This window comes from Bacteroides ovatus (genome assembly GCF_001314995.1).
Taxonomy (GTDB): Bacteria; Bacteroidota; Bacteroidia; order Bacteroidales; family Bacteroidaceae; genus Bacteroides; species Bacteroides ovatus.
This window is the reverse complement of sequence record NZ_CP012938.1, coordinates 4,644,630-4,664,965: the sequence shown is the minus strand read 5'-3', so window position 1 is coordinate 4,664,965 and position 20,336 is coordinate 4,644,630. Positions and strand designations below refer to the sequence as shown.

Sequence of the window (20,336 nt, the reverse complement as noted above, 5' to 3'; positions counted from 1 at the left end):
GAAGCATACCTGCCAGCATACCTGCGCTGATATATTTGATCTGTTTCTTCATGATTACTTCTTCTTTTTAAATTCGTTAGAGAAAGAATAAGGGAAATCGGTCTCTTTGGTACCACGTTGCTGATTGGGTTTCGCATCCATCTTGAAAGAAATGCTAGCGCCATTCAACAAATCCTGATGAGTCAGATAGTTTTTGGTATATTCTTTACCGTTCAATTTCATCGACGAAATGTAACGTTTATCGTCTCCGTTATTCGGAGCAGAGATAGTCACCGTCTTTCCGTTTTCCAGATGCAACTTCATCTCCTTGAAGTAGGGAGTACCCAAAACATATTCATCCGTACCCGGACATACCGGATAGAATCCCATTGCCGAGAATACATACCAGGCAGAAGTCTGGCCGTTGTCCTCATCACCGCAATAACCGTCGGGAGCAGGGGTATAAAGTTTGTCCATCACTTCACGAATCCAATGTTGCGCTTTCCAGGGTTGGCCGGAATAGTTGTACATATAAAGCATGTGCTGAATCGGCTGGTTGCCATGTGCATAGTTACCCATATTCATAATCTGCATTTCACGGATTTCATGAATAACGGCTCCATAATAACTTTCATCAAAAATCGGAGGCAGGATAAATACAGAATCCATCATCTGGTTGAATCCGTCTTTACCACCCATCAGGTCGATCAGACCTTGAGGATCATGGAATACCGACCAGGTATAATGCCAGCTATTGCCTTCCGTAAAGGCATCCCCCCACTTCAACGGATTGAACGGAGACTGGAACGTACCGTCTTCATTCTTTCCACGCATCAGTTTGTGTTCCTTATCATACAGATTCTTATAGTTCATCGCTCTCTTTGCGAAGATTTCAATCTCTTTTTTCGGTTTCTTCAAGGCTTTACCCAATTGATAGATACACCAGTCATCGTATGCATATTCCAGTGTACGGGCTGCATTCTCGTTAATACCTACATTATAAGGTACATATCCCAATTTATTGTAATATTCATGTCCTAATCGTCCGGTAGAGCCAACGTTCGGATGTACTGCATTCGCTCCGTGTTTCACGGCTTCCCACAATGTCTCGATATCGTATCCTTTCAATCCTTTCAGGTAGGCATCGGCAACGACGGAAGCGGAGTTGTTTCCAACCATGCAACCTCTGTGTCCCGGACTTGCCCATTCCGGCAGGAATCCGCTTTCTTTATAAGTGTTCACCAATCCTTCCTGCATCTTTGTGTTCATGGATGGATACATCAGGTTAAGGAATGGGAAAAGACAACGGAACGTATCCCAGAAACCGGTATCGGTAAACATATAGCCCGGAAGCACTTCGCCATTATAAGGACTGTAGTGCATCACGTCTCCTTTGGCATCTATCTCGTAGAAACTTCTGGGAAATAATACCGAACGATACAGGCAGGAGTAGAAGGTACGCAAATGATCGATATCATCGTCTTTCACTTCGATACGTCCCAGAACGTCGTTCCATACCTTACGCCCTTTTGCTGCAATCTGTTCAACGTTGTCCGTACCCAGTTCTTTCAGGTTCAGTTCCGCCTGTTCGGGGCTGATAAAAGAGGAAGCCACACGCACATTTACCTGTTCGCCCTTTCGGGTTTTGAAACCGATCAGTGCACCGGCATGATTGTCTGTCGCTTCCAGTTTGTTGGTGTCAATCACACCACTGGCTACGGCAGCTGTATAAGTAAACGGTTTATCGAATACCAGTACAAAGTAGTTTTTAAAGTTGGCAGGAACACCACCGCTGTTTTTAGTGGTATAACCGATAATCTTGTTCTCCGAAGGGATTACTTTCACAAACGAGCCTTTATCAAAAGCGTCTACCACTACATAAGAGTGGTCGTTTTCGGGGAAAGTGAAACGGAAAGCAGCCGCTCTCTCTGTCGGAGCAATTTCGGTCACTACATCATGATCGGCGAGATATACTTTGTAATAATAAGGAGTAGCCGTTTCAGCTTTATGAGAGAACCAACTGGCACGCTCATCCTGATTAAATACTGCCTTACCGGTTACCGGCATGATGGCAAATTGACCGTAATCATTGATCCAGGGACTTGGCTGATGGGTTTGTTTGAATCCTCTGATCTTGTCAGCGTCATACGTATAGGCCCATCCATCACCCATTTTACCAGTCTGCGGAACCCAAAAGTTCATTCCCCAAGGCAGCGCAATGGCAGGGTAAGTATTTCCGGTAGATAATGCGTGCTTTGACTGCGTACCAACCAGCGGACTAACATAGTCCACCGGTCCGGTAATTGTTTTTGCAGTCATAGCCCATGCACTAAGTAACGTAAAAGCGAATAGAGCTAGTTTCTTCATGGTATTTTGTTTTATTTAATCAGTTTTCCTTCAAGCATTTTGATATAATATCCACCTACAACGGAACGTGCCTGGAAGCCTCTTTGATTCGGTTCGTCTGTAAATACCCAGTCGGACATCGGAACACGGTTAGGTGTCACGTTCATAAACAGATATACGGGTTCGATAAATTTCTCAAAGGTAGCTTTGTCATTTGCCAATGTAGCTGTCCACATGATCCAGTCGGTCTTTGTGTATGTTTCACGGTTATCCAACGGAAGACCATATTTATTTTGCTTCGAAAGATAGTAAGCTATTTCCGTTTCTGCAACATTTTTAGGGAAGATTTGCAGATCCAACAGTTTATCCCACACCAAGTTATACTTCTGGCTCCATGTTCCCGGTTTGTCAAATGTGAGACGATAGTGGTCACCATCATCCGCCATTTTCACCCATTCGGCAGCCATTTCTTTCGCTTTCTGTGTGTACTTTTCAGCCACGTCTTTCTTGCCCAGCATATCTGCCAGATAACCGTATGAAGCAACACCCATGATTGCTTTGATAGAAAGGTTGGCATTGTGTGCAAAGTGACCTGCAAAGTCATCGGTACAAAGTTGGTTGGCCGGATCAAGTCCGTTCTCTACCAGATAGTCTGTCCACGTAGTCAGGGTTTCCCAATGTTTCTGTGCGTAATCTGCATTACCTTCTACTTTTGCAATGGCAGCAGCCAACACTACCATATTACCCGATTCTTCTACCGGCATATCACCGCCATAAGTCTGGCCGTTAGCCAATGGATAAGTACCGACATCATGTGCAGCAAATGGTTTCGCCCATTTTCCGCTTTCGCTATAATAGAAGATATGGTTCATGGTAGCTTTCACCAATTCCGGATTGTAGTATAAAAGCAGCGGGGCTCCCGGATAAGTCAGGTCGACTGTTCCGATGGAACCATTACTGAAGTTCTCCTTAGAAAGGAATACCAAGTCACCGTTCGGAGCCTGTACCAGTTTATGTGCAGCCAATGCCTGACGATAAGCCAATGCACAAAGTTCGGCATATTTACGTCCACCGGCAGCAGTAGCTTCTTCCATCAGTTTCTTGTCGAAAGCAGCACTGTTCTTCATTTGTGTCTTGTATTCTTTCTCCGCTTTCTGGAATTGGGAAACAATCGTTTCATTACCCTCACGGTTCCAGTAAGGACGCAGGTTATCACCAAAGTATTGGATAGAATAAATATCATCATATCCGATCAGCAGATGGCCATCAGCTTTTTGTGTTTCGCCCAATGAACGTACCAAAGCCAGTTTATCATAACCGTTTGTGGTAGGAGCTTCCAGTTTATTGGCTACGAAATTCTTGCGCAGCTCTCTGCCGTCACCGATTGCATAAGTACTGTTTTCCTTTTCAGCTGCCAGATAGAAATGTCCCCAGTCGATACGAACATCATCACCCTTTTTCTTCAGAATATCCTGATTGCGGCTTCCGGTACGAAGGAATAACAAATCGCCGTCAGTAAAGCTGTCGGCAACAGATTCCTGGTGAGGTTGGTCGATTGCCCATTGCGGAGATGCTTCGAAATACAACTCTACCTGATGTTTCTGACCGTCATTGGAAGCTACTTCATAAGAAATGTAGTTGACCGGACGTGACAACAAATCCAGATTATCCATAAACATAGGAGCAGTAAATGTCAGTTTCAAATCTACCGGACCGCAAGTAAATGTATAATAAGTCTGCATGGGTTGTACATCTACAGAAGTTTGTTGCGCTGTTTGATGGAAAGAACGGTAACCGTCCAGTTCTACCAGCAATCCGAAATCCAACAGTCCGTTTCCTACCCGGTTATGACAATAACCTGCAATCAGATTTTCACCCGGTTTCAAAGAAGCTACTACTTCTTCCGACAGTTTCACCCGTTCGTTCTTTTTACAAGCATTGCCTGTATCCACTACCTTGATGCCGTTGATATAAATAATAGCATCATCGTCATGAGAGAATTCAAGATATACATTCTTTCCTGTCAAGTCTTCCTGAATATCAGCTACCCGGCGTACCCAGATAAATTCTTCACCCCATTGAGTCTTTGCTGTATGTTCATTCTCCATGGTTCCGAAGGCAGCTTCGCCTTCTTTCCAGGCTTTATCATTGAATCCGGCATTCTGCCATCCGTCAGCAGGCTGTTGAGTGGTATACTTTCCTGTCCAGCTACCTTGTTCGGATGTCTTTACCAAAGGACGTAGTTCCAGTTCTTCCGTTCCCATGAAACGGTAGGTTTGTCCGTCTACTTTTGCAACACCAAGTAAAGAAAAATCCTTGCCTGTCCAATGTTTTACAGGACTGTCGTATAGATTGTCCGTAGTAGACCATGCACTAGTATAAGGATCAATTGTCACCAGCGGATATGCCGGAGCACGTAATTCATTCTTCTCGTGCTGTTCTACCTGGGTCTCACAGCTACAAAATACAGAAGCTGTTCCCAGTAACAGCATCATCAGTTGTTGTTTCATAATTTAAATCACCTGTTTATTTAATCTATTTTACGCAAATTCCGTCGTTTTCTATTTATTTCTTAGCCGGAAACAAAAGCATCAATGCCGGTATACCGGAAGCAGAATAACTGTCGATTTCCGCACCTTCCGGCAACTTTTTATAGTATTCGCCTCCACATACGTTCCGTGTCTTATCTCTGTTTGCCCAACCTGTTTTGATGGTACGTTTCAGGAACGGGAGATATTGGGTTTGTCCGCAATCATACACCAACCATGCCATATATTCCGCAAAGATGGCAGTATAGATACCCTGTTCAATACCACCTTCGAAAGGTAGCACTTTATGTTCTGCAGACATATCTTTCACTGTATAGTCTGCTGCCAGAATAGCATTGTCCAGATAACGTTTCTCTCCGGTCGCCTTATAAAGCAGTATGGACGCTCCGATAAAGGTTGCCTGGTTGTATACATGTGCTTTCCATGCGGGATTGCCATTTCCATGACGGCTATCGGCAATCTTTCCTGTTGCTTTATCCAAGAGATTTTCCACTCCCCATTCATAGATTTCTTTACCTTTGGCAAGATATTGAGCTTTCGTCTGATAATCCGGCCGTTTGTCGGTCGATTCTTTTCTATTTTCAGGCACGTTATTGTAGAGGGTTAATGCTGCAACAACTGTCGGAAAGTTGATACATGCCATCTTTCCATCACCGAATTTATTCGGTTTCGGATTTTGAATGGGTTGCCATTGCCAAAACATACCTCCGTTTTCTTTGTCATACGAGCCGGTATCACCGACTTTTTCCGAGCCATACCATACCCGTTTGAAACTAGCTTCCGAGAGTTTCAGATATTCATCCACTCCAAAAAGTTCGTAGCCGCGTGCCAGGCTGATAGTCCACCACATGATGTCATCGTAGATGAACCAGCCGGTATTTTCATTGTTATCATCAAAATCAAACTGACAATATTGCGCTTTGTTCCCTGCGAATATTTTCTCGCAGAGTGTTTTATAGTAATTCGTTTTCTTTTTGTCTTTCTGTGCCTTTGCCAGTTTATAAGCATTCATTGCCATATCCCAATAAATAGGTTGACACCAGATAGCCGCTGCTCCATTGCCACGGTCAACAGCACTTGGATAGGACGAATTTGTCTTGTAAATATATTTATTGGAGTCTAGTAGTGTATTATTAAATCCTTCATAAGCTGCCCATACATCTTCGTTCGTATATGCGTGCTTCTTCTGGTTTGCTTTTCCTGAATTGCCGACTGCCCATATAGTAGTTGATGCTCCCAATAGTAGTGTCAGAGCTAAAAGAATTTTGCCTTTCATGATAGTTTATAAGTTTATAGTATTTTTCCTGTTACAAAGATTGCAGAAATAGCTGAAAAAAAACGATAATATTTATTCAATAAAGAACAAATACAGACCAAAACACTTTTCTACAATAAAAATAAAGGATTAATAAAGGGTTATTGGAGAATAATTCCCCCTCACTCTGTCCTTATGACAGAGATAAGGGGAATATTTAATCTACCTATTGAAAACTCATTCCGGTAAACAATTATTTGTTATCTGTAATGTCTGTGGATTCAATCCATTGCCAGTTATCACCAACTAATGTTGCCGTATGGCCTTTCAAACCTGTTATTGTGCTGGTAGCACTTTGAGTAGGCTGATCACCTTTCACTTCAAAATCCCAGGCTTCTACCAAATTCGGATTATCAGCACTTACACCTTCTTCATTACCCATATAAGAAGCATATACCTGATTTTCTGTCCGATTTGTTTTCCAGATACGGATCTTCTTTATGTAACCGGAGAACCATTCGTTACGATTTCCATTATTGTCCATCATACAGAATCCGGTCATGTGGACCTTATTAGCTATAGATTGTTCATTGATATACGTTCTCCAGGACTCACCCACACGAATGATTTCACCCTGTCTCGTACCGTCAATCATGGAATAACACTTCACATCTGTCGGAGTATCAAATCCCGGCAATCCCTTATCCCTGAAGAGGAATGCATAATGCGTCCAACGATCTTTGGTCCAGTTGTCCGACTTTTTCCATCCCGGTTCCCATTCTTGTGGATTTGTGTGATTATTATCTTGCCAGTGAGCAACCATTGTTCTCAACAATCCCTTTGTACGATCCTGAGCACGCCATCCGCTCCAATAAGGATCGTTGGTCATGGTAGAAAGGAAAGTACAGTTGTCTTCTCCCTGTTTATTGCAATATTCTTTGATATTCACCCAAAGTTCAATCGTAAATGCCTGATTGTCATCCTCTCCAAACTTCACATAATCCTCACTATAACCAAAGTCTATATAGGAACCGGCATTTCCATCTACAAACAGATTCCAGGTAATCTGACTGTTATCCGGCCATGCAGAATCTTCAACTTCTTCTACTTTCTTATCGGCAGCAGCAATAGTCTCATCATAAATCTCCTGCGTCATATCTGTGATGGAACCGGATTTGATTCTTTCAGCCAGACTTTCCAAATCTTTAGCTGCACTCTCCAAAACCGACTTATTTTCTACCGGATATTGTCCCTGATGATTTCCCCACTTCGTTTCATCATTAACGATTGCAAGTATTTCATCCGCCTTAGCCAGTAAATTATTGATATATTGCTGTGCTTCCGGAGACAGATTGTAATATTTTGAATTTTTAAACTCGTCAATCGCTTGATTTACCTTTGCTACAGCAGTTTCCAAAGTTGTTTCATCCAGTTCCTCACCAGCTTCTACCCGTGTTATCAGTGCATCCAACTCGGTAATAGCAGCATTTAATATATCCTTTCCGGTTTCAGGATATGTCCCGGGAGCAGTTCCGTAGGTTGAATTCTTCAATAAATAGCTCAATGACGCACGGCTTTCCTGTAAGATACTTAATTGTGTATCTGTCATATACTCGTCTTCAATATCGTCACAAGCGGTAAATATCCCTGCCAGACTAGAAATCAGGAGGAAAGAGAGGAGCATTGCTCCCTCTCTCCATTTATTAGTTAAACATTTCATGTTTTTCATCGTTTTTACATTATTATTCAACAATACGTTGCCACTCGTAAGTACCGATAATCTTAGCAGTATGACGACCTGTCAGGTCTATTACTTCATTACCCGAACCGGAAGGTTTGGTCATGAAATCCCATGCTGCCGCCAAATCTGCTTCTTTACCCGTCACTTCAGCCGTTCCGTTATAAGAATTCTGAACATATTCGTTATCCTTTGCGCTCTTCCAGATACGGATTTTTTTCATATAACCGGCAAAGCCTTCTTCAAACAGATTATCACTAGTACGCATATAACGTCCGAAAGCGGTCATCGGTGCATTATAGTTGGCATAGTTGCTCGAATTATAGAACCTGTTACCCACGCTTCCCTCGGTTGTTTTCACTTCTCCGTTCACATACAATTTCGCACGAAGCTCCGGACTGCCCGGCAAGCCTTTATCACTGTACACAAACAAGAAATGTTGCCATTCTCCATCTTCCGGTGCCTTTAGTGACGGTTCACAGATATTTCCTCCTGTTTCGCCCCAAGTTGCACGATAAATACCACCGTCCGCATTACGCCAGTACATCATCCAGCCGTTACGCCATCCGTCACCGCCCATGTAAGTTGACAGGAACACATTCTGGTCTTTTCCACCACCTTTGGTTACTTTCACCCAAAACTCAACAGTAAAGGCTTGATTTCCTTCGGTTCCGAAATTGACATATTCTTCGCTACGTCCGAAATCGATATAAGAACCACCATCACCACGTCCGTCCACAAACAGTTCAGCCGGTGTTGTTTCAGCGTCTTCTGTACGGATCGTACTCTTGAACTGTTCCATAGACGCCTTGGCTTCTGCCACATAGCGTTGTTTCTCACTTTCCGACGGAGAGGGTTGCTGATATTTGATTAAAAGTACCGCACGATTGGCATCATCTATCGCATCTGTCAGAATTGCCCGGCTTTCGGTGGGGTACTGTCCTTTCTTATCTCCGTAGTCTGAATTTTGCTGCAAATCGGTCATTTCAGCAATCAATGCATCCAGTTGGTCGATATAGGTATCTTCTATTTCAGGAGCCGCAGTATACTCGTCATGCGTTTCTTCAGAACAAGCCGCCAATTGAAGTGTCAGTACCATGCATAACACATAATACCACATTTTCCAATTTGAATATTTCGTATTCATTATTCTTCTTTTTTATGGGTTACAATTATTTATCTGCCGGAAACAACAACATCAATGCCGGTATTCCGGATGCACTATAGCTGTCAATAGTAGCACCTTCTATCTGTGCCTTATGATATTCGCCACCACACAAATTACGTGTCTGGTCGCGATTAGCCCAGCCGTAATTAATGTTACGTTTCAAGAACGGTACGTACTGGGTCTGGCCACAATCATTTACCAGCATGGCCATGTATTCCGCAAAGATAGCGGTATAAATACCCTGTTCCACGCCACTCTCGAACGGCAGTAAATCGTACGTTTCGGACATGGTATTCATTGTATAGTCAGCTCCTAAAATTGCATTGTCCAAATATGTTTTCTCACCGGTAGCTTTATAAAGCAATAATGAAGCTCCGATAAAAGTGGCCTGATTGTATACATGGTCCGACCATGCCGGATTGCCTTCACCATGCTTGCTGTCGGCAACCTCTCCGGTATTGCTGTCTACCAGATTCTTCACAGCCCATTCATAGATTTCTTTTCCTTTTGCCAGATAAGCTTCCTTCGTTTCATAATGCGGACGGGTAAAATCACCGTACTTATTACTCCAGCTTTCCGGATTCGGATCAGCCACACGATCGGTAGGAACATTGTTATAAAGGGTCAATGCAGCTACCACAGTCGGGAAATTGATACAAGCCATCTTACCATCACCGGCAGCATTTTCATTCGGATTGCCGATAGGCTGCCATTGCCAGAACATACCTCCACCCAAATTCTTTTCAGGATCTGCATAAGAACCCGTATCACCTACGCGGGGAGAACCGTACCATACACGTGCAAAACTTGCTTCTGCCAGACTGCGATACTCTTCCACTTTAAATAATTCGTAAGCACGTGCCAAAGTAATGGTCCACCACTGTATATCATCATAGATAAACCAGCCGGTATTCTCATTATTATCGTCGAAATCAAAGTTTACATAATGTGCTTTATTTCCGGCAAACAAATCATCACACAACTGCTTGTATTTGTTTTCTCTTTCCGTATCTCCTTCCGCTTTTGCACGTTTATATGCGTTCATGGCCATATCCCAATAGATCGGCTGGCACCAGATAGCGGCAGCTCCGTTATTACGGTCGGTAGCAGCAGTATAAGCGGTACTTGTTTTATAAATGTTCTTATCGGGGTCCAGCAAGTTATCATTAAATGCTTCATAGGCAGTCCAGGTATCCGCATTGGTATACTCCGGTACAATCTCGTAATCCGGAGTATATGGCTTTGCCTGTTTATCCTCATTGCAAGAGGACATACAAAGGACACCGGACATGAGACAAACTGCAGAGAAAATATATTGTTTCATCATAATTTCTATTTTATAATCAGTATTTAGAATCCTGTATTCTGAACCAAGTTTTTATCAATATCAATTTCGCCCTGTGGTATGGGGAAGAAGTACTGACGGTCAAAAATACGCTTCACAATCTCCGTACGTTTGAAGAATTCATTTCCGTCATAATTGACATTCATACCGTGAATTGCCTTGTTGAAATACTCATTTACCAATCCCCAGCGACGTACATCAAAATAACGGCAGTTTTCGAAACTCAATTCAATGCGTTTCTCCTTACGAATCAGCTCCATGACTTCTTCCGTTGTAGTCGGTTTAGGCAGATTGACTGTTTCACCGTATCCCGGAATACCCGCACGCTTACGGATCATGTTCATATACGTCCAAATGTCTTCATGAGTCGGGCTGACATGCGCAAGCGCTTCGATATAGTCAAAATAAATATTAGTCAGACGCAAGAGCACACAAACCAAATTCTGGTTACGGTCGCCGGAATCCATTCCTTTGCGCACCAAATAACCTGTACTTGTATAGTCATTGCTACCTTGTTCTTTACCACAACTTCCGCTATAAGTGAAATCTACTATATAATCGCCTTCTGTTCCATCAAACCATTTTGAATTACTAAAGGTAATGTCTACATAAAAACGAGGTTCACGATTAACATACATCATTCTGGTTCCTGTCGGTGCATATAAGGTACCGTCTGTTCCTTTGTATTCTGTTGTAGAAACTCCCTCTTCTACATAATCGGATTTTTCGTTGATAATCGGAGTGACTCCGTCAGCACTATAACCGGAAATAGGAGATTCTCCGTTTGACATGAAATAGGCATCTACCATTTCTTGGGTTGCTCCCAACAAGCTACCGCCTCTATAGTTGGTCGTATTACCGGATCTATTCGGCATACGGTCGTACTGCATGGTTCCGGCAGCATTATCCAAACGATAGAAAATCATTTCTTTATTGTTACCCATTTCAGAAAACAGGGTTCTTACTGCACGGCGATAAGATTCCGTCGGGCTGAAGCCTTCCGAGTCCGGACCGGAAACAGAAACACCGTCCTTATTGGTATACATCAAATGATAACGACTTCCGTAATTAGAGAAGAAAGTGTTACATTCATTAATCACTTTCTGCCAATTGGCACGTTTGGTAGCTTCGTCCGGTTTGTTAGGGAACAGTTTTGTTCCGTCCGTATTAGCCAAGTCAGAATAGTAATTGCACTCTCCATTAAACAACCAGCTGGCACGATAAGTCAATGCCTCGATGATAAACGCCTGTGCAATCGCCTTATCAATACGGCCATATCCGGACACTTTGTCGGTAGAAGCATCATCCAGTAAACCATCGTTTTGCGCACCTTTCAGTTCTGATACGATAAAATCGAAACACTCGTCTACCGTATTACGCGGGAGTTGCAACTCATCGCTCGGAGTATCCATCGGGAAGTCCTTTTCAAGCAAAGGAACCGGACCATAAGTACGTACTAAATAAAAATAGTAGATCGCCCGCAAAGCTCTTGCTTCCGCTTTCCATTGATTTCTTTCTGTAACAGTCAGCGGTGCCTGATCTACATTTTCTGTAAATACTGCCGCTTCATGAATACCTGAAAACCAGCTCTTCCAGCGATACAATACCATCGTTCCTTCGGTAGCATCGATTGAGTTGTTATTTATCAATTTTCCTTTATTATCATTTGTCCACTCTGCTTCGTCGCTGGAACCTGTCCAGGGACCGGGAGTACGGTACAGACTTGTTTCATGCACCTGACGTTGGTTAAATTCATCCGGTAAGAATGTGTATACGTTCGAAAGATACCGCAAGGCTCCATCTCTGGTTGTGAAAATCTCCTTGAGTGATAAACGGTCATCAGGCACCTGGTCAAAATAGTCATTACAAGATGTCGTCAAGAGACACGCCAGCAAACTAACGATTATATAATTATATTTTTTCATTATCTTTTTGTTTAGAATGTGAAATTAATACCAACTGAATAAGAAGTCGTATTCGGATAAGAAGCGCCATTATCGGTATTCAACTCCGGATCCCACAATTTGAAACGACTCAAAGTGAACAGGTTAGTTCCCATTACATATACAGCCGCATTCTTCAGATGAACTTTATTCACCCAGGGTTTAGGCAGATTATAAGAAATCTGCAATGTCTTCAAACGCAGGAAGTTCATGTTACGTACCCACCAGGTACTTTTCTGGAAGTTATTAATATTACTGGTTGTTTCACTTCCATAAGACAAACGCGGATAAAAGGCATTCTGATCCGGATTTTCCTCTGTCCAACGGTCGCCTATGTTAGAGTAAAGGTTACCACTACCACCACCGCCATTAAACGGATTAACGCTGCTACCGTTCAAAACACGTTCGGCTCCTGCTACGCCCTGGAACATCATCCCCACAGACAAGTCTTTCCAACCTACTGTAAATCCGAAACCATAGACAGTTGTCGGCACATCCCCACGAGAAATGTAAGTCTGGTCGTATGCGTCTATCTGACCGTCATTGTTTAAATCCTTGTATTTGATATCTCCGGCTTTCACTGTTCCAAACTGTGATGCAAACGGTTTGGGAGTAATGGCTTTATTGGCATCCGACAAAGATTCCCAGCGTGCCATATCATCTATTTCAGTTTGAGTGAACAACCCCTCGGCAACATATCCTTTCACTCCATTGATGTTGTGCCCATATTGGTTCATCCATTCGTATTTCTGTTCCGGCAATTCTCCCTGAATCCATTTATCCTTATTAAAGGTAACATTACCACGAAGCGCAATTACCCAGTCTTTATTGATACGCTTGTTATACTCGATCGTTCCGTCAAATCCCTTATTTTCTATGATACCGATGTTTCCGTAAGGAGCAGATGTGTTGTATCCCAAGAATGAAGGTATAGAATGTTCACGCTTCAACAAGATGTTTTCACGACGTTCTTTAAACAAGTCGAATACAATAGACAGATCATCATTAAATAGCTTAAGGTCAATACCCAGGTCTTGTTTGCGAGATTCTTCCCAAATCAGGTCAACAGCCATATTCACTGTTTCATAACCGGACCACTTAGTTCCATTCGGTCCGAATTTATAACCATAGTCTCCATTTTCTTTCATCTGATCCAGATACATGAAACGACGGTCGGAAACTTCGCTATTACCCACTTTACCATCCGTATAACGTATCTTCAAGAAAGAAACTGCCTTCGACAAAGGTTGCCAGAATTTCTCATTTGAAACAACCCATCCTACACCAAATGCAGGGAAAGTTCCGAAACGATGTTTAGGCGAAAAGTTCTCGGCACCGTTATAACCGATGTTGAACTCTGCGAAGTAACGGTCTTTCCATGAATAAGTGGCACGACCGGCAATACCCATCATACGATACGGAATCGCATCTTCCAATGTCCCTTTCGGATATAATAGTTTGGATTGCTGATTGAACAAGAATAACGCACTAACACGATGATCGTCGTTAAATGTCCGGTCATAGTTCAAGGAAGCCTCCAAATAGGTCTTTTTGTTACCACTCGTTTCCTGTGTATAGCTTAACACGTTACTTCCTTCATAAATACGTTGCAGAATAGGCTGCCCATTCATATCGTAAGGAACACTAGTGTCCAGGAAGTTGTAGGTAGACTCCGCACGGTCCTGATGTACATGTATCTCATTGTATACGTCGAATGCATACATAGCAGTCAGTTTCAGTCCTTTCGTGAGCATATCCAAATCCTGTGTGACGCGCAAATTAGAGTAAATCTGATTTTTCGTCAGGTTGTCATAACCACGACGTGTAGCCTGTGAATAAGGGTTATTAAAGTTGTTATTGGTTGAAGTTCCCGGCACAAAGGCTTCTCCGTTAACAAAGAACATCTTCGGATATTCAACCGGTGAGATAGACATTGCCGCATTATACAAATCGGCAGAAGAGATGGCCGGATAGTTTCCTTCTCCCAGATAACCTTGCGCACCGATCTCGACCTTAGTAGTAGGAGTTACGTCGATATTCAAATTGGTAGTAAAGTTGTAACGGCTATATTTCATTTTAGAATCATAGGTGTCGATATTCTTATCAGTCACCGTCATACCTGTCTCATTAAAGTAGCTGACTGATGCATAATAAGCGACTTTCTCGCTACCACCGCGTACATTTACATTCACACGGCGATTATGTCCCCAATCATTAAAGATTTCTTTCAACCAATCCACATTCGGATATAGATAAGGATCCTTACCGGCAATCGTGTTACGTATCTGATCTTCTGTATATTTCGTAGCAATACCGTCATTACGCATTGCCTCGTTGGCTGCATTCATATAAGTGATACCGTCTGCCAAATCGACCATCTTCGTGAAACGGGTAAACGATTCATAATAATCCGCGCTCACTGTCGGTTTTCCTACCTTTCCCGGTTTGGTTTTAATCAAAATTACGCCATTGGCACCACGTACACCATACACAGCTGTTGCTGATGCATCTTTCAACGTTGTCAACGATTCAATATCTTCCGGATCAATGTCATTGAACGAACGTTCCACTCCATCCACCAATACCAGCGGAGAAGAAGTGTTGGGAGTGGAAATACCACGAATCCAGATATCAGCAGCATCTTTTCCCGGTTCTCCTGTACGTTGTACGGCCACAACACCCGCCAAACGACCTGCCAATGTAGTTGTTAAACTGGCAGAAGGCGTCTTAATATCTTCCATCTTCATGGAAGACTGTGCACCGATATTACTTATTTTACGCTGGGTACCATAACCCACAATAACAGTCTCTTCCAATTCGTTCACCTGTTCTTCCAAGGTGACATCATAAATGTTGGTGGAGGCATTGGTTCGTATTTCAGAAGTTTTAAACCCGATATAGGTAAATTTAAGCACTACACTCTTCTTGGTTACGAATATCTCATACAAACCATCCATGTTCGTAATCGAACCATTTGCATCTCCATCCACAGTGACGTTCACCCCAATAAGCGGCTCTCCTTTTATATCAGTGACACGTCCGGATATTTTCCGCTTATTCTGTTGCTGTTCGGTTGAAGCAGGGGCTTTTCCGGAAATAAATATTTGCCTGTCAGAGATCCGATAAGTACACGAAGTACCTTCGAAAAGTTCAGAAAGAATTTCTTCTATATTCTTATTCTTACTGTCGATAGATACCTTACGTTCTAAGTTGACAGCGTCATCTAAATAGAAGAAAACAAATTGACTACTTTTCTCTATTGTTTTAAGCACTTCTCTCAACGTCGAGTTACTCATGCTGACCGAAAGAGTCTTAAATTGAGAATAATTGTTGTAACTTGCGAAAGAGTAGTCTATTCCGAGAAGTAAAAAGCACAAGAATAGCCCGAGAACCTTACTCTTTCGTTCTCTAATTGCATTTTTCATATTAAACATGTTAAAAATTTCTCATAATATTATTTTCTGTATCTAAACATTTATAGGCACACAAGTCCCATCTGGATGATAGTTCGTATCATCCACTCTCTTCAATAATTACCATAAAATACGGGAGTTAGATTAGTTTATTATCTTATTTTTTATATCTATTTCTTTACTACTCGATACGTTTTATATTGTTCATCATAGGCATAAGAAATTGGTGCAACAAAGGTTAATCCATTAATAACTGTTTCAAAGTTGTCTTTCAAATCGATTTTTCCGGAACATTTTATTTTACTTAGCGCTGGGTCAAATTCTACATTCACACCATAATAGGTAGACAAGCGTTGCAAGACTATTCCCAAATCGGCACTTTGGAAACAATAGAGTCCATTTATCCACGATATTGCCTGTTCTACATCTACTTGTGATATATTTTCCTTTCCATCGGCAGAACTGAACATCTGATTAGGAGCCAAAATCGCTTTCGGAGTCCGGGCTGTCTCTACCTGAACACATCCTTGCGCCAGCACTACACTTCTAATTGCTTCCGACTCATACGCCGTTACATTAAATTTAGTACCAAGCACCCTGACATTCATATCTTTGGTCCGCACATAGAAAGGGCGGTTTTCATCTCTGGCTACTTCTATGTAGATTTCTCCGTCCACATAGATTTCACGTTTATCTTTTTCAAACTCTACCGGATAAATCACTCTCGTGCCGGCATTCACCCAGACTTTAGATCCATCGGCAAACGTCAATACCGATCGCTTTCCACGCGGAATGACCAATTGATTGTAAGCTGCCGATTTTTCCTTTTGTATACTTTCCTGATTTGTTTTGATTTCTACGGAATCATACGTAATCTCCGTTTCTTTTTCTTTCAGGCTCACTACGTTATCTTCCGCCAAAATCAACAGTGTTTCTTCCGTCAGAGGCAAATCAGCTTTGGTATTCACTGCAAAAGTGGCAATATCCGGATCCAGCACCGAAGAATAACTCTTTAATAAGAAGAAACATCCCACAAGAATAGCAACACTGGCCGCCGAGCTCAATCCTATTAAGAAATAGTTCTTACGTTTCGCCTTCTCCTTATTTATATTGGTTGCCTGTATACGAGTCCATAAATCATCCGTTTCCTCGTTTGAAAGTACTTCTTCTTTCTCTTTTGAAAAAACCTCCAAATATCTTTTTGCTGCTATATATTCATCTATATTAGAAGGATTCATCTGTTCAAATTCATCCCAGAACTTCTGTGTTTCTTCCGTAGGATAATTCATGGAAGAAATAAAGAAATCATTCTGAAGGAATTCTTCAAAAGTATATAGGGAAAAATCTGTATGTTTTTGTTCAGAGTTCATCATTTTCATTGTCTTTACGTATGAATAACAGTTGTACTTTCATTTTATACTCACCTTTTCCGAAGTTTTTTCCACTTTTTTTTGATTGATAGGAAAAATAGGCTGATTATTCTCTCTTATTTTCTCTTAAATAAGTCCCGGATACGTCCCAAAGCCCGTTGAATAGAGTTAGAAACAGATTGATTATTCATGTCTGTCACCTTACTGATTTCATCGATACTCATCTCTTTGATATATCGATAATAAATAATTTCACGCTGTCTGTCCGTCAATACAGACATCATAGTATGCACGGTTGCCTGAACTTGTTTTTCCTGTTCATTATTAATATATATAGTTTCCGGAGTGGAAGGGGATTCGTCAACCGTCTCTTCTCTCTCACCTATTTCATCAAACGAAAGAGAATCTGTTGTTTTTTTTAGCGCATTAAAAAGAGTGTTTTTCAACGCTACCGTCAAATAAGCTGCAATATTATCTGTTGGGGCTAACTTTGCACGATTCATGTGGATTTTCACAAACACATCATGTATGCAATCTTTAATTAATTCTTTGTCTGAAGTATATAATAGTCCGAATCGAAACAGATCTTGCACCGTTCGATTATAGATTTGGGTATACGCACTCGAATCTCCCTCGAGAAACCTTTTCCACAAAAGTGAGTCGGAAAGAGTGTGTATATCTGGGTTCATTATAATAAGTATGTTTGATTTACAAGGACAAAAATAAAACAATAAATCAAAAAAAGCCCATCTTTATTAAAATATTAATTACGGATGGGCTGAACTTTTCAGATTTTACTTCAATGGGCTTGCCTTTACTCCCTCGAAAGTCATCTTTATGGGTTTTATTTTTCCATCTTTATCAAAGTACATACGGTCAACGCAGGTCACACGAGCGTTTCCATCCGTTTCACCCAAAGGATGGCGATGATAAATGATGTACCATTCGTCCTCTCCCGGCCCTTTTACAACTGAATGATGGCCGGCACCTGTTCCAATATTGGGATCTCTCTGTAATATTTTTGCTTCTCTTTTGAAGGGTCCGAACGGTGAGTCGGCAATGGCATAAGCAACACAATAATCCGGTCCGGTCCAACCGCCTTCTGACCACATAAAATAGTATTTTCCGTTACGTTTCAACATAAAAGGTCCCTCTACATATTTTTCGGGGGTTACTTCCTTATAAAGGGTACCATCTTCAAACGGTACGATACTCAACAAGTCCGGGGCCAGTTTCACCATATTACAATGTCCCCAGCCACCATAATACATATAATACTGTCCGTCATCGTCTTTGTAAACAAACTGATCGATCGGTTGCGCACCATTTACAAATTTATCAATCAGAGGTTTGCCTAACGCATCTTTAAATGGTCCGGCAGGATTGTCGGCCACAGCTACACCAATACCGCCCAGTTCATTATTGCTTTGGATATCATTCGCACCGAAAAATATATAATATTTATCATTCGCATGAATCACGGCAGGTGCCCACAAAGCACGTTTAAACCAACTAATATTCTCTTTTGATAACACTTTCGGGTGCTTTGTCCAGTTCACCAGGTCTTTAGATGAGAAGGCATCCATGAAAGTCTGTTCGTCATAAGGCGCCGAATACGTAGGATAAATCCAGTATTCATCCCCAAATACAATTCCTTCCGGATCGGCATACCATCCCGGAAATACAGGATTGCCACTCGTCTTCGGTTGTTGATTGGCTTTTTGTCCAAATACAGACTGGGAACAGCAAATAACACTAAGAAGAATAAGGTGCTTCAGTTTCATACAATATCAATTTTAAAGTTCGTGCCACAAAGATGAGAAAAAACAACTAGAAATTCAATAAATACAAACCAATTAAGGATAAATACTAACCAATCTGCAAAAAAAAGATGATTTATCAGGATTTTGTGCTTTCTTTGCAGTGTCATTATTAAATGAAAAATACCATGAAAAGCAAATTGTTATTACTAGCCGTACTTTTAATCATTATTTGTGCATCCTGTCAACCCAAGAAGAAAACAGAGCCGGAAAAGGAAGCCGTAACAGGAGCTACTTATACAAATCCGCTACGTGAAAGAGGAGCAGAGCCATGGGCTGTTTTTTATGAAGGAAAATATTATTATACGCAAGGCTCTGAAAGCAGAATCATGCTCTGGGAGACCAGTGACATTACAAATTTGAATGACAGTCTTAGAAAGCCGGTATGGATACCAACCGATCCAAGCAATTCCCATCACTTATGGGCCCCCGAAATGCATCGCATCAATAACAAATGGTATATTTACTTCGCAGCAGACGATGGTAATATGGACAATCACCAGATTTATGTGATTGAAAACGAGGCTGATATTCCTACAGAGGGTAAGTTTGTCATGAAAGGGCGCATACCGACCGACAAAGATAATAACTGGGCAATTCATGCGAGTACTTTCGAACACAACGGACAGCGTTACATGATTTGGTGCGGATGGCAAAAACGAAGAATTGACAGCGAGACACAATGTATTTACATCGCTTCGATGGAAAATCCGTGGACTCTTTCTTCCGACAGAGTTCTGATTTCCAAACCTGAATATGAATGGGAGTGTCAATGGGTGAATCCCGATGGCAGCAAAACAGCCTATCCGATCCATGTGAACGAAGCCCCTCATTTCTTTCAGCCGAAGAATAAAGATAAAGTATGCATTTTTTATTCCGCCAGCGGTAGCTGGACTCCCTATTATTGTGTAGGATTGCTAACAGCAGACGCCAATGCCAACCTGTTGGACCCTGCTTCCTGGAAGAAACATCCGACACCCGTATTTCAGCAGGAACCGGAGAATGAAGTTTTTGGCCCCGGCGGCAGTTCTTTCGTCTCTTCACCGGATGGAAAGGAATGTTATATGCTTTATCATGCCCGTCAGATACCGAATGATGCTCCGGGTGCAATGGACTCACGTACTCCCCGTTTACAAAAAATAGAGTGGGACAAAGATGGGATGCCTATACTGGGAATACCGGATAAAACCGGAACAATATTGCCCAAACCATCAGGAACAAAAATAGCTGAAAAATAACAAAAACATTGATTCATACGATTCAGCAGTCAAACGCTAATTAACATGAACCCATAAAGGACAAAAACTGACCATCACTTCCATTCTCTATTACCCGAAGCCGCTTTATACGGGATTTTATATAAAAAAGAAGAGAATTTGCTGTTTTTTGAACGGTAATTTTCCTTTATTC

The 20,336-nt window shown here is 41.8% G+C and carries 12 protein-coding genes; 1 reads left to right on the top strand and 11 read right to left on the bottom strand.

What is annotated here, in order from left to right; translation table 11 throughout:
• Positions 1-54: 54 nt before the first annotated feature.
• The 11 genes from Bovatus_RS17815 to Bovatus_RS17765 all read right to left on the bottom strand — a co-directional run bounded on the left by Bovatus_RS17815 (position 55) and on the right by Bovatus_RS17765 (position 18,890).
• Positions 55-2,346: a GH92 family glycosyl hydrolase gene (locus tag Bovatus_RS17815; protein ID WP_004299538.1), complete on the bottom strand. Its 2,292-nt coding sequence runs from the start codon at positions 2,344-2,346 to the stop codon at positions 55-57.
• Positions 2,347-2,357: 11 nt separating this feature from the next.
• Positions 2,358-4,835 carry a glutaminase domain-containing protein gene (locus tag Bovatus_RS17810; protein WP_004299537.1) on the bottom strand — a complete coding sequence of 826 codons (2,478 nt, stop codon included), beginning with the start codon at positions 4,833-4,835 and terminating at the stop codon, positions 2,358-2,360.
• Between the two features lie 55 nt (positions 4,836-4,890).
• Entirely contained in the window at positions 4,891-6,150 is a 1,260-nt protein-coding gene (locus tag Bovatus_RS17805) for a glycoside hydrolase family 76 protein (protein ID WP_004299536.1), read from the bottom strand.
• Between the two features lie 232 nt (positions 6,151-6,382).
• A complete protein-coding gene (locus Bovatus_RS17800) occupies positions 6,383-7,849 on the bottom strand; it encodes a DUF4972 domain-containing protein (protein WP_052587974.1) in 1,467 nt (488 codons plus the stop codon).
• A gap of 22 nt (positions 7,850-7,871) precedes the next feature.
• Entirely contained in the window at positions 7,872-9,014 is a 1,143-nt protein-coding gene (locus Bovatus_RS17795) for a DUF4972 domain-containing protein (RefSeq protein ID WP_052587962.1), read from the bottom strand.
• Between the two features lie 25 nt (positions 9,015-9,039).
• Positions 9,040-10,362 (bottom strand): glycoside hydrolase family 76 protein, encoded by a 1,323-nt coding sequence (locus Bovatus_RS17790; protein ID WP_004299533.1) that lies wholly within the window; start codon positions 10,360-10,362, stop codon positions 9,040-9,042.
• A gap of 23 nt (positions 10,363-10,385) precedes the next feature.
• Positions 10,386-12,305: a RagB/SusD family nutrient uptake outer membrane protein gene (locus Bovatus_RS17785; protein WP_004299532.1), complete on the bottom strand. Its 1,920-nt coding sequence runs from the start codon at positions 12,303-12,305 to the stop codon at positions 10,386-10,388.
• Between the two features lie 11 nt (positions 12,306-12,316).
• The gene (locus Bovatus_RS17780; protein ID WP_052587973.1) at positions 12,317-15,748 is read right to left on the bottom strand and encodes a TonB-dependent receptor; all 3,432 of its coding nucleotides are present in this window, start codon (positions 15,746-15,748) and stop codon (positions 12,317-12,319) included.
• Positions 15,749-15,906: 158 nt separating this feature from the next.
• A complete protein-coding gene (locus tag Bovatus_RS17775) occupies positions 15,907-17,109 on the bottom strand; it encodes a FecR family protein (RefSeq protein ID WP_032852760.1) in 1,203 nt (400 codons plus the stop codon).
• A gap of 113 nt (positions 17,110-17,222) precedes the next feature.
• Positions 17,223-17,795 carry an RNA polymerase sigma factor gene (locus Bovatus_RS17770; protein ID WP_004299529.1) on the bottom strand — a complete coding sequence of 191 codons (573 nt, stop codon included), beginning with the start codon at positions 17,793-17,795 and terminating at the stop codon, positions 17,223-17,225.
• 105 nt (positions 17,796-17,900) lie between these two features.
• Positions 17,901-18,890 carry a glycoside hydrolase family 43 protein gene (locus Bovatus_RS17765; protein ID WP_004299528.1) on the bottom strand — a complete coding sequence of 330 codons (990 nt, stop codon included), beginning with the start codon at positions 18,888-18,890 and terminating at the stop codon, positions 17,901-17,903.
• Positions 18,891-19,054: 164 nt separating this feature from the next.
• Here Bovatus_RS17765 and Bovatus_RS17760 point away from each other — a divergent pair, with 164 nt between their 5' ends.
• Positions 19,055-20,164: a glycoside hydrolase family 43 protein gene (locus Bovatus_RS17760; RefSeq protein ID WP_052587961.1), complete on the top strand. Its 1,110-nt coding sequence runs from the start codon at positions 19,055-19,057 to the stop codon at positions 20,162-20,164.
• The last annotated feature ends 172 nt before the right edge of the window (positions 20,165-20,336 follow it).

Excerpts from the sequence above, each read along its gene's own strand:
- Bovatus_RS17815 (WP_004299538.1), bottom strand. The coding sequence starts at position 2,346 with ATGAAGAAACTAGCTCTATTCGCTTTTACGTTACTTAGTGCATGGGCT.
- Bovatus_RS17810 (WP_004299537.1), bottom strand. The coding sequence starts at position 4,835 with ATGAAACAACAACTGATGATGCTGTTACTGGGAACAGCTTCTGTATTT.
- Bovatus_RS17805 (WP_004299536.1), bottom strand. The coding sequence starts at position 6,150 with ATGAAAGGCAAAATTCTTTTAGCTCTGACACTACTATTGGGAGCATCA.
- Bovatus_RS17800 (WP_052587974.1), bottom strand. The coding sequence starts at position 7,849 with ATGAAATGTTTAACTAATAAATGGAGAGAGGGAGCAATGCTCCTCTCT.
- Bovatus_RS17795 (WP_052587962.1), bottom strand. The coding sequence starts at position 9,014 with ATGAATACGAAATATTCAAATTGGAAAATGTGGTATTATGTGTTATGC.
- Bovatus_RS17790 (WP_004299533.1), bottom strand. The coding sequence starts at position 10,362 with ATGATGAAACAATATATTTTCTCTGCAGTTTGTCTCATGTCCGGTGTC.
- Bovatus_RS17785 (WP_004299532.1), bottom strand. The coding sequence starts at position 12,305 with ATGAAAAAATATAATTATATAATCGTTAGTTTGCTGGCGTGTCTCTTG.
- Bovatus_RS17780 (WP_052587973.1), bottom strand. The coding sequence starts at position 15,748 with ATGAAAAATGCAATTAGAGAACGAAAGAGTAAGGTTCTCGGGCTATTC.
- Bovatus_RS17775 (WP_032852760.1), bottom strand. The coding sequence starts at position 17,109 with ATGATGAACTCTGAACAAAAACATACAGATTTTTCCCTATATACTTTT.
- Bovatus_RS17770 (WP_004299529.1), bottom strand. The coding sequence starts at position 17,795 with ATGAACCCAGATATACACACTCTTTCCGACTCACTTTTGTGGAAAAGG.
- Bovatus_RS17765 (WP_004299528.1), bottom strand. The coding sequence starts at position 18,890 with ATGAAACTGAAGCACCTTATTCTTCTTAGTGTTATTTGCTGTTCCCAG.
- Bovatus_RS17760 (WP_052587961.1), top strand. The coding sequence starts at position 19,055 with ATGAAAAGCAAATTGTTATTACTAGCCGTACTTTTAATCATTATTTGT.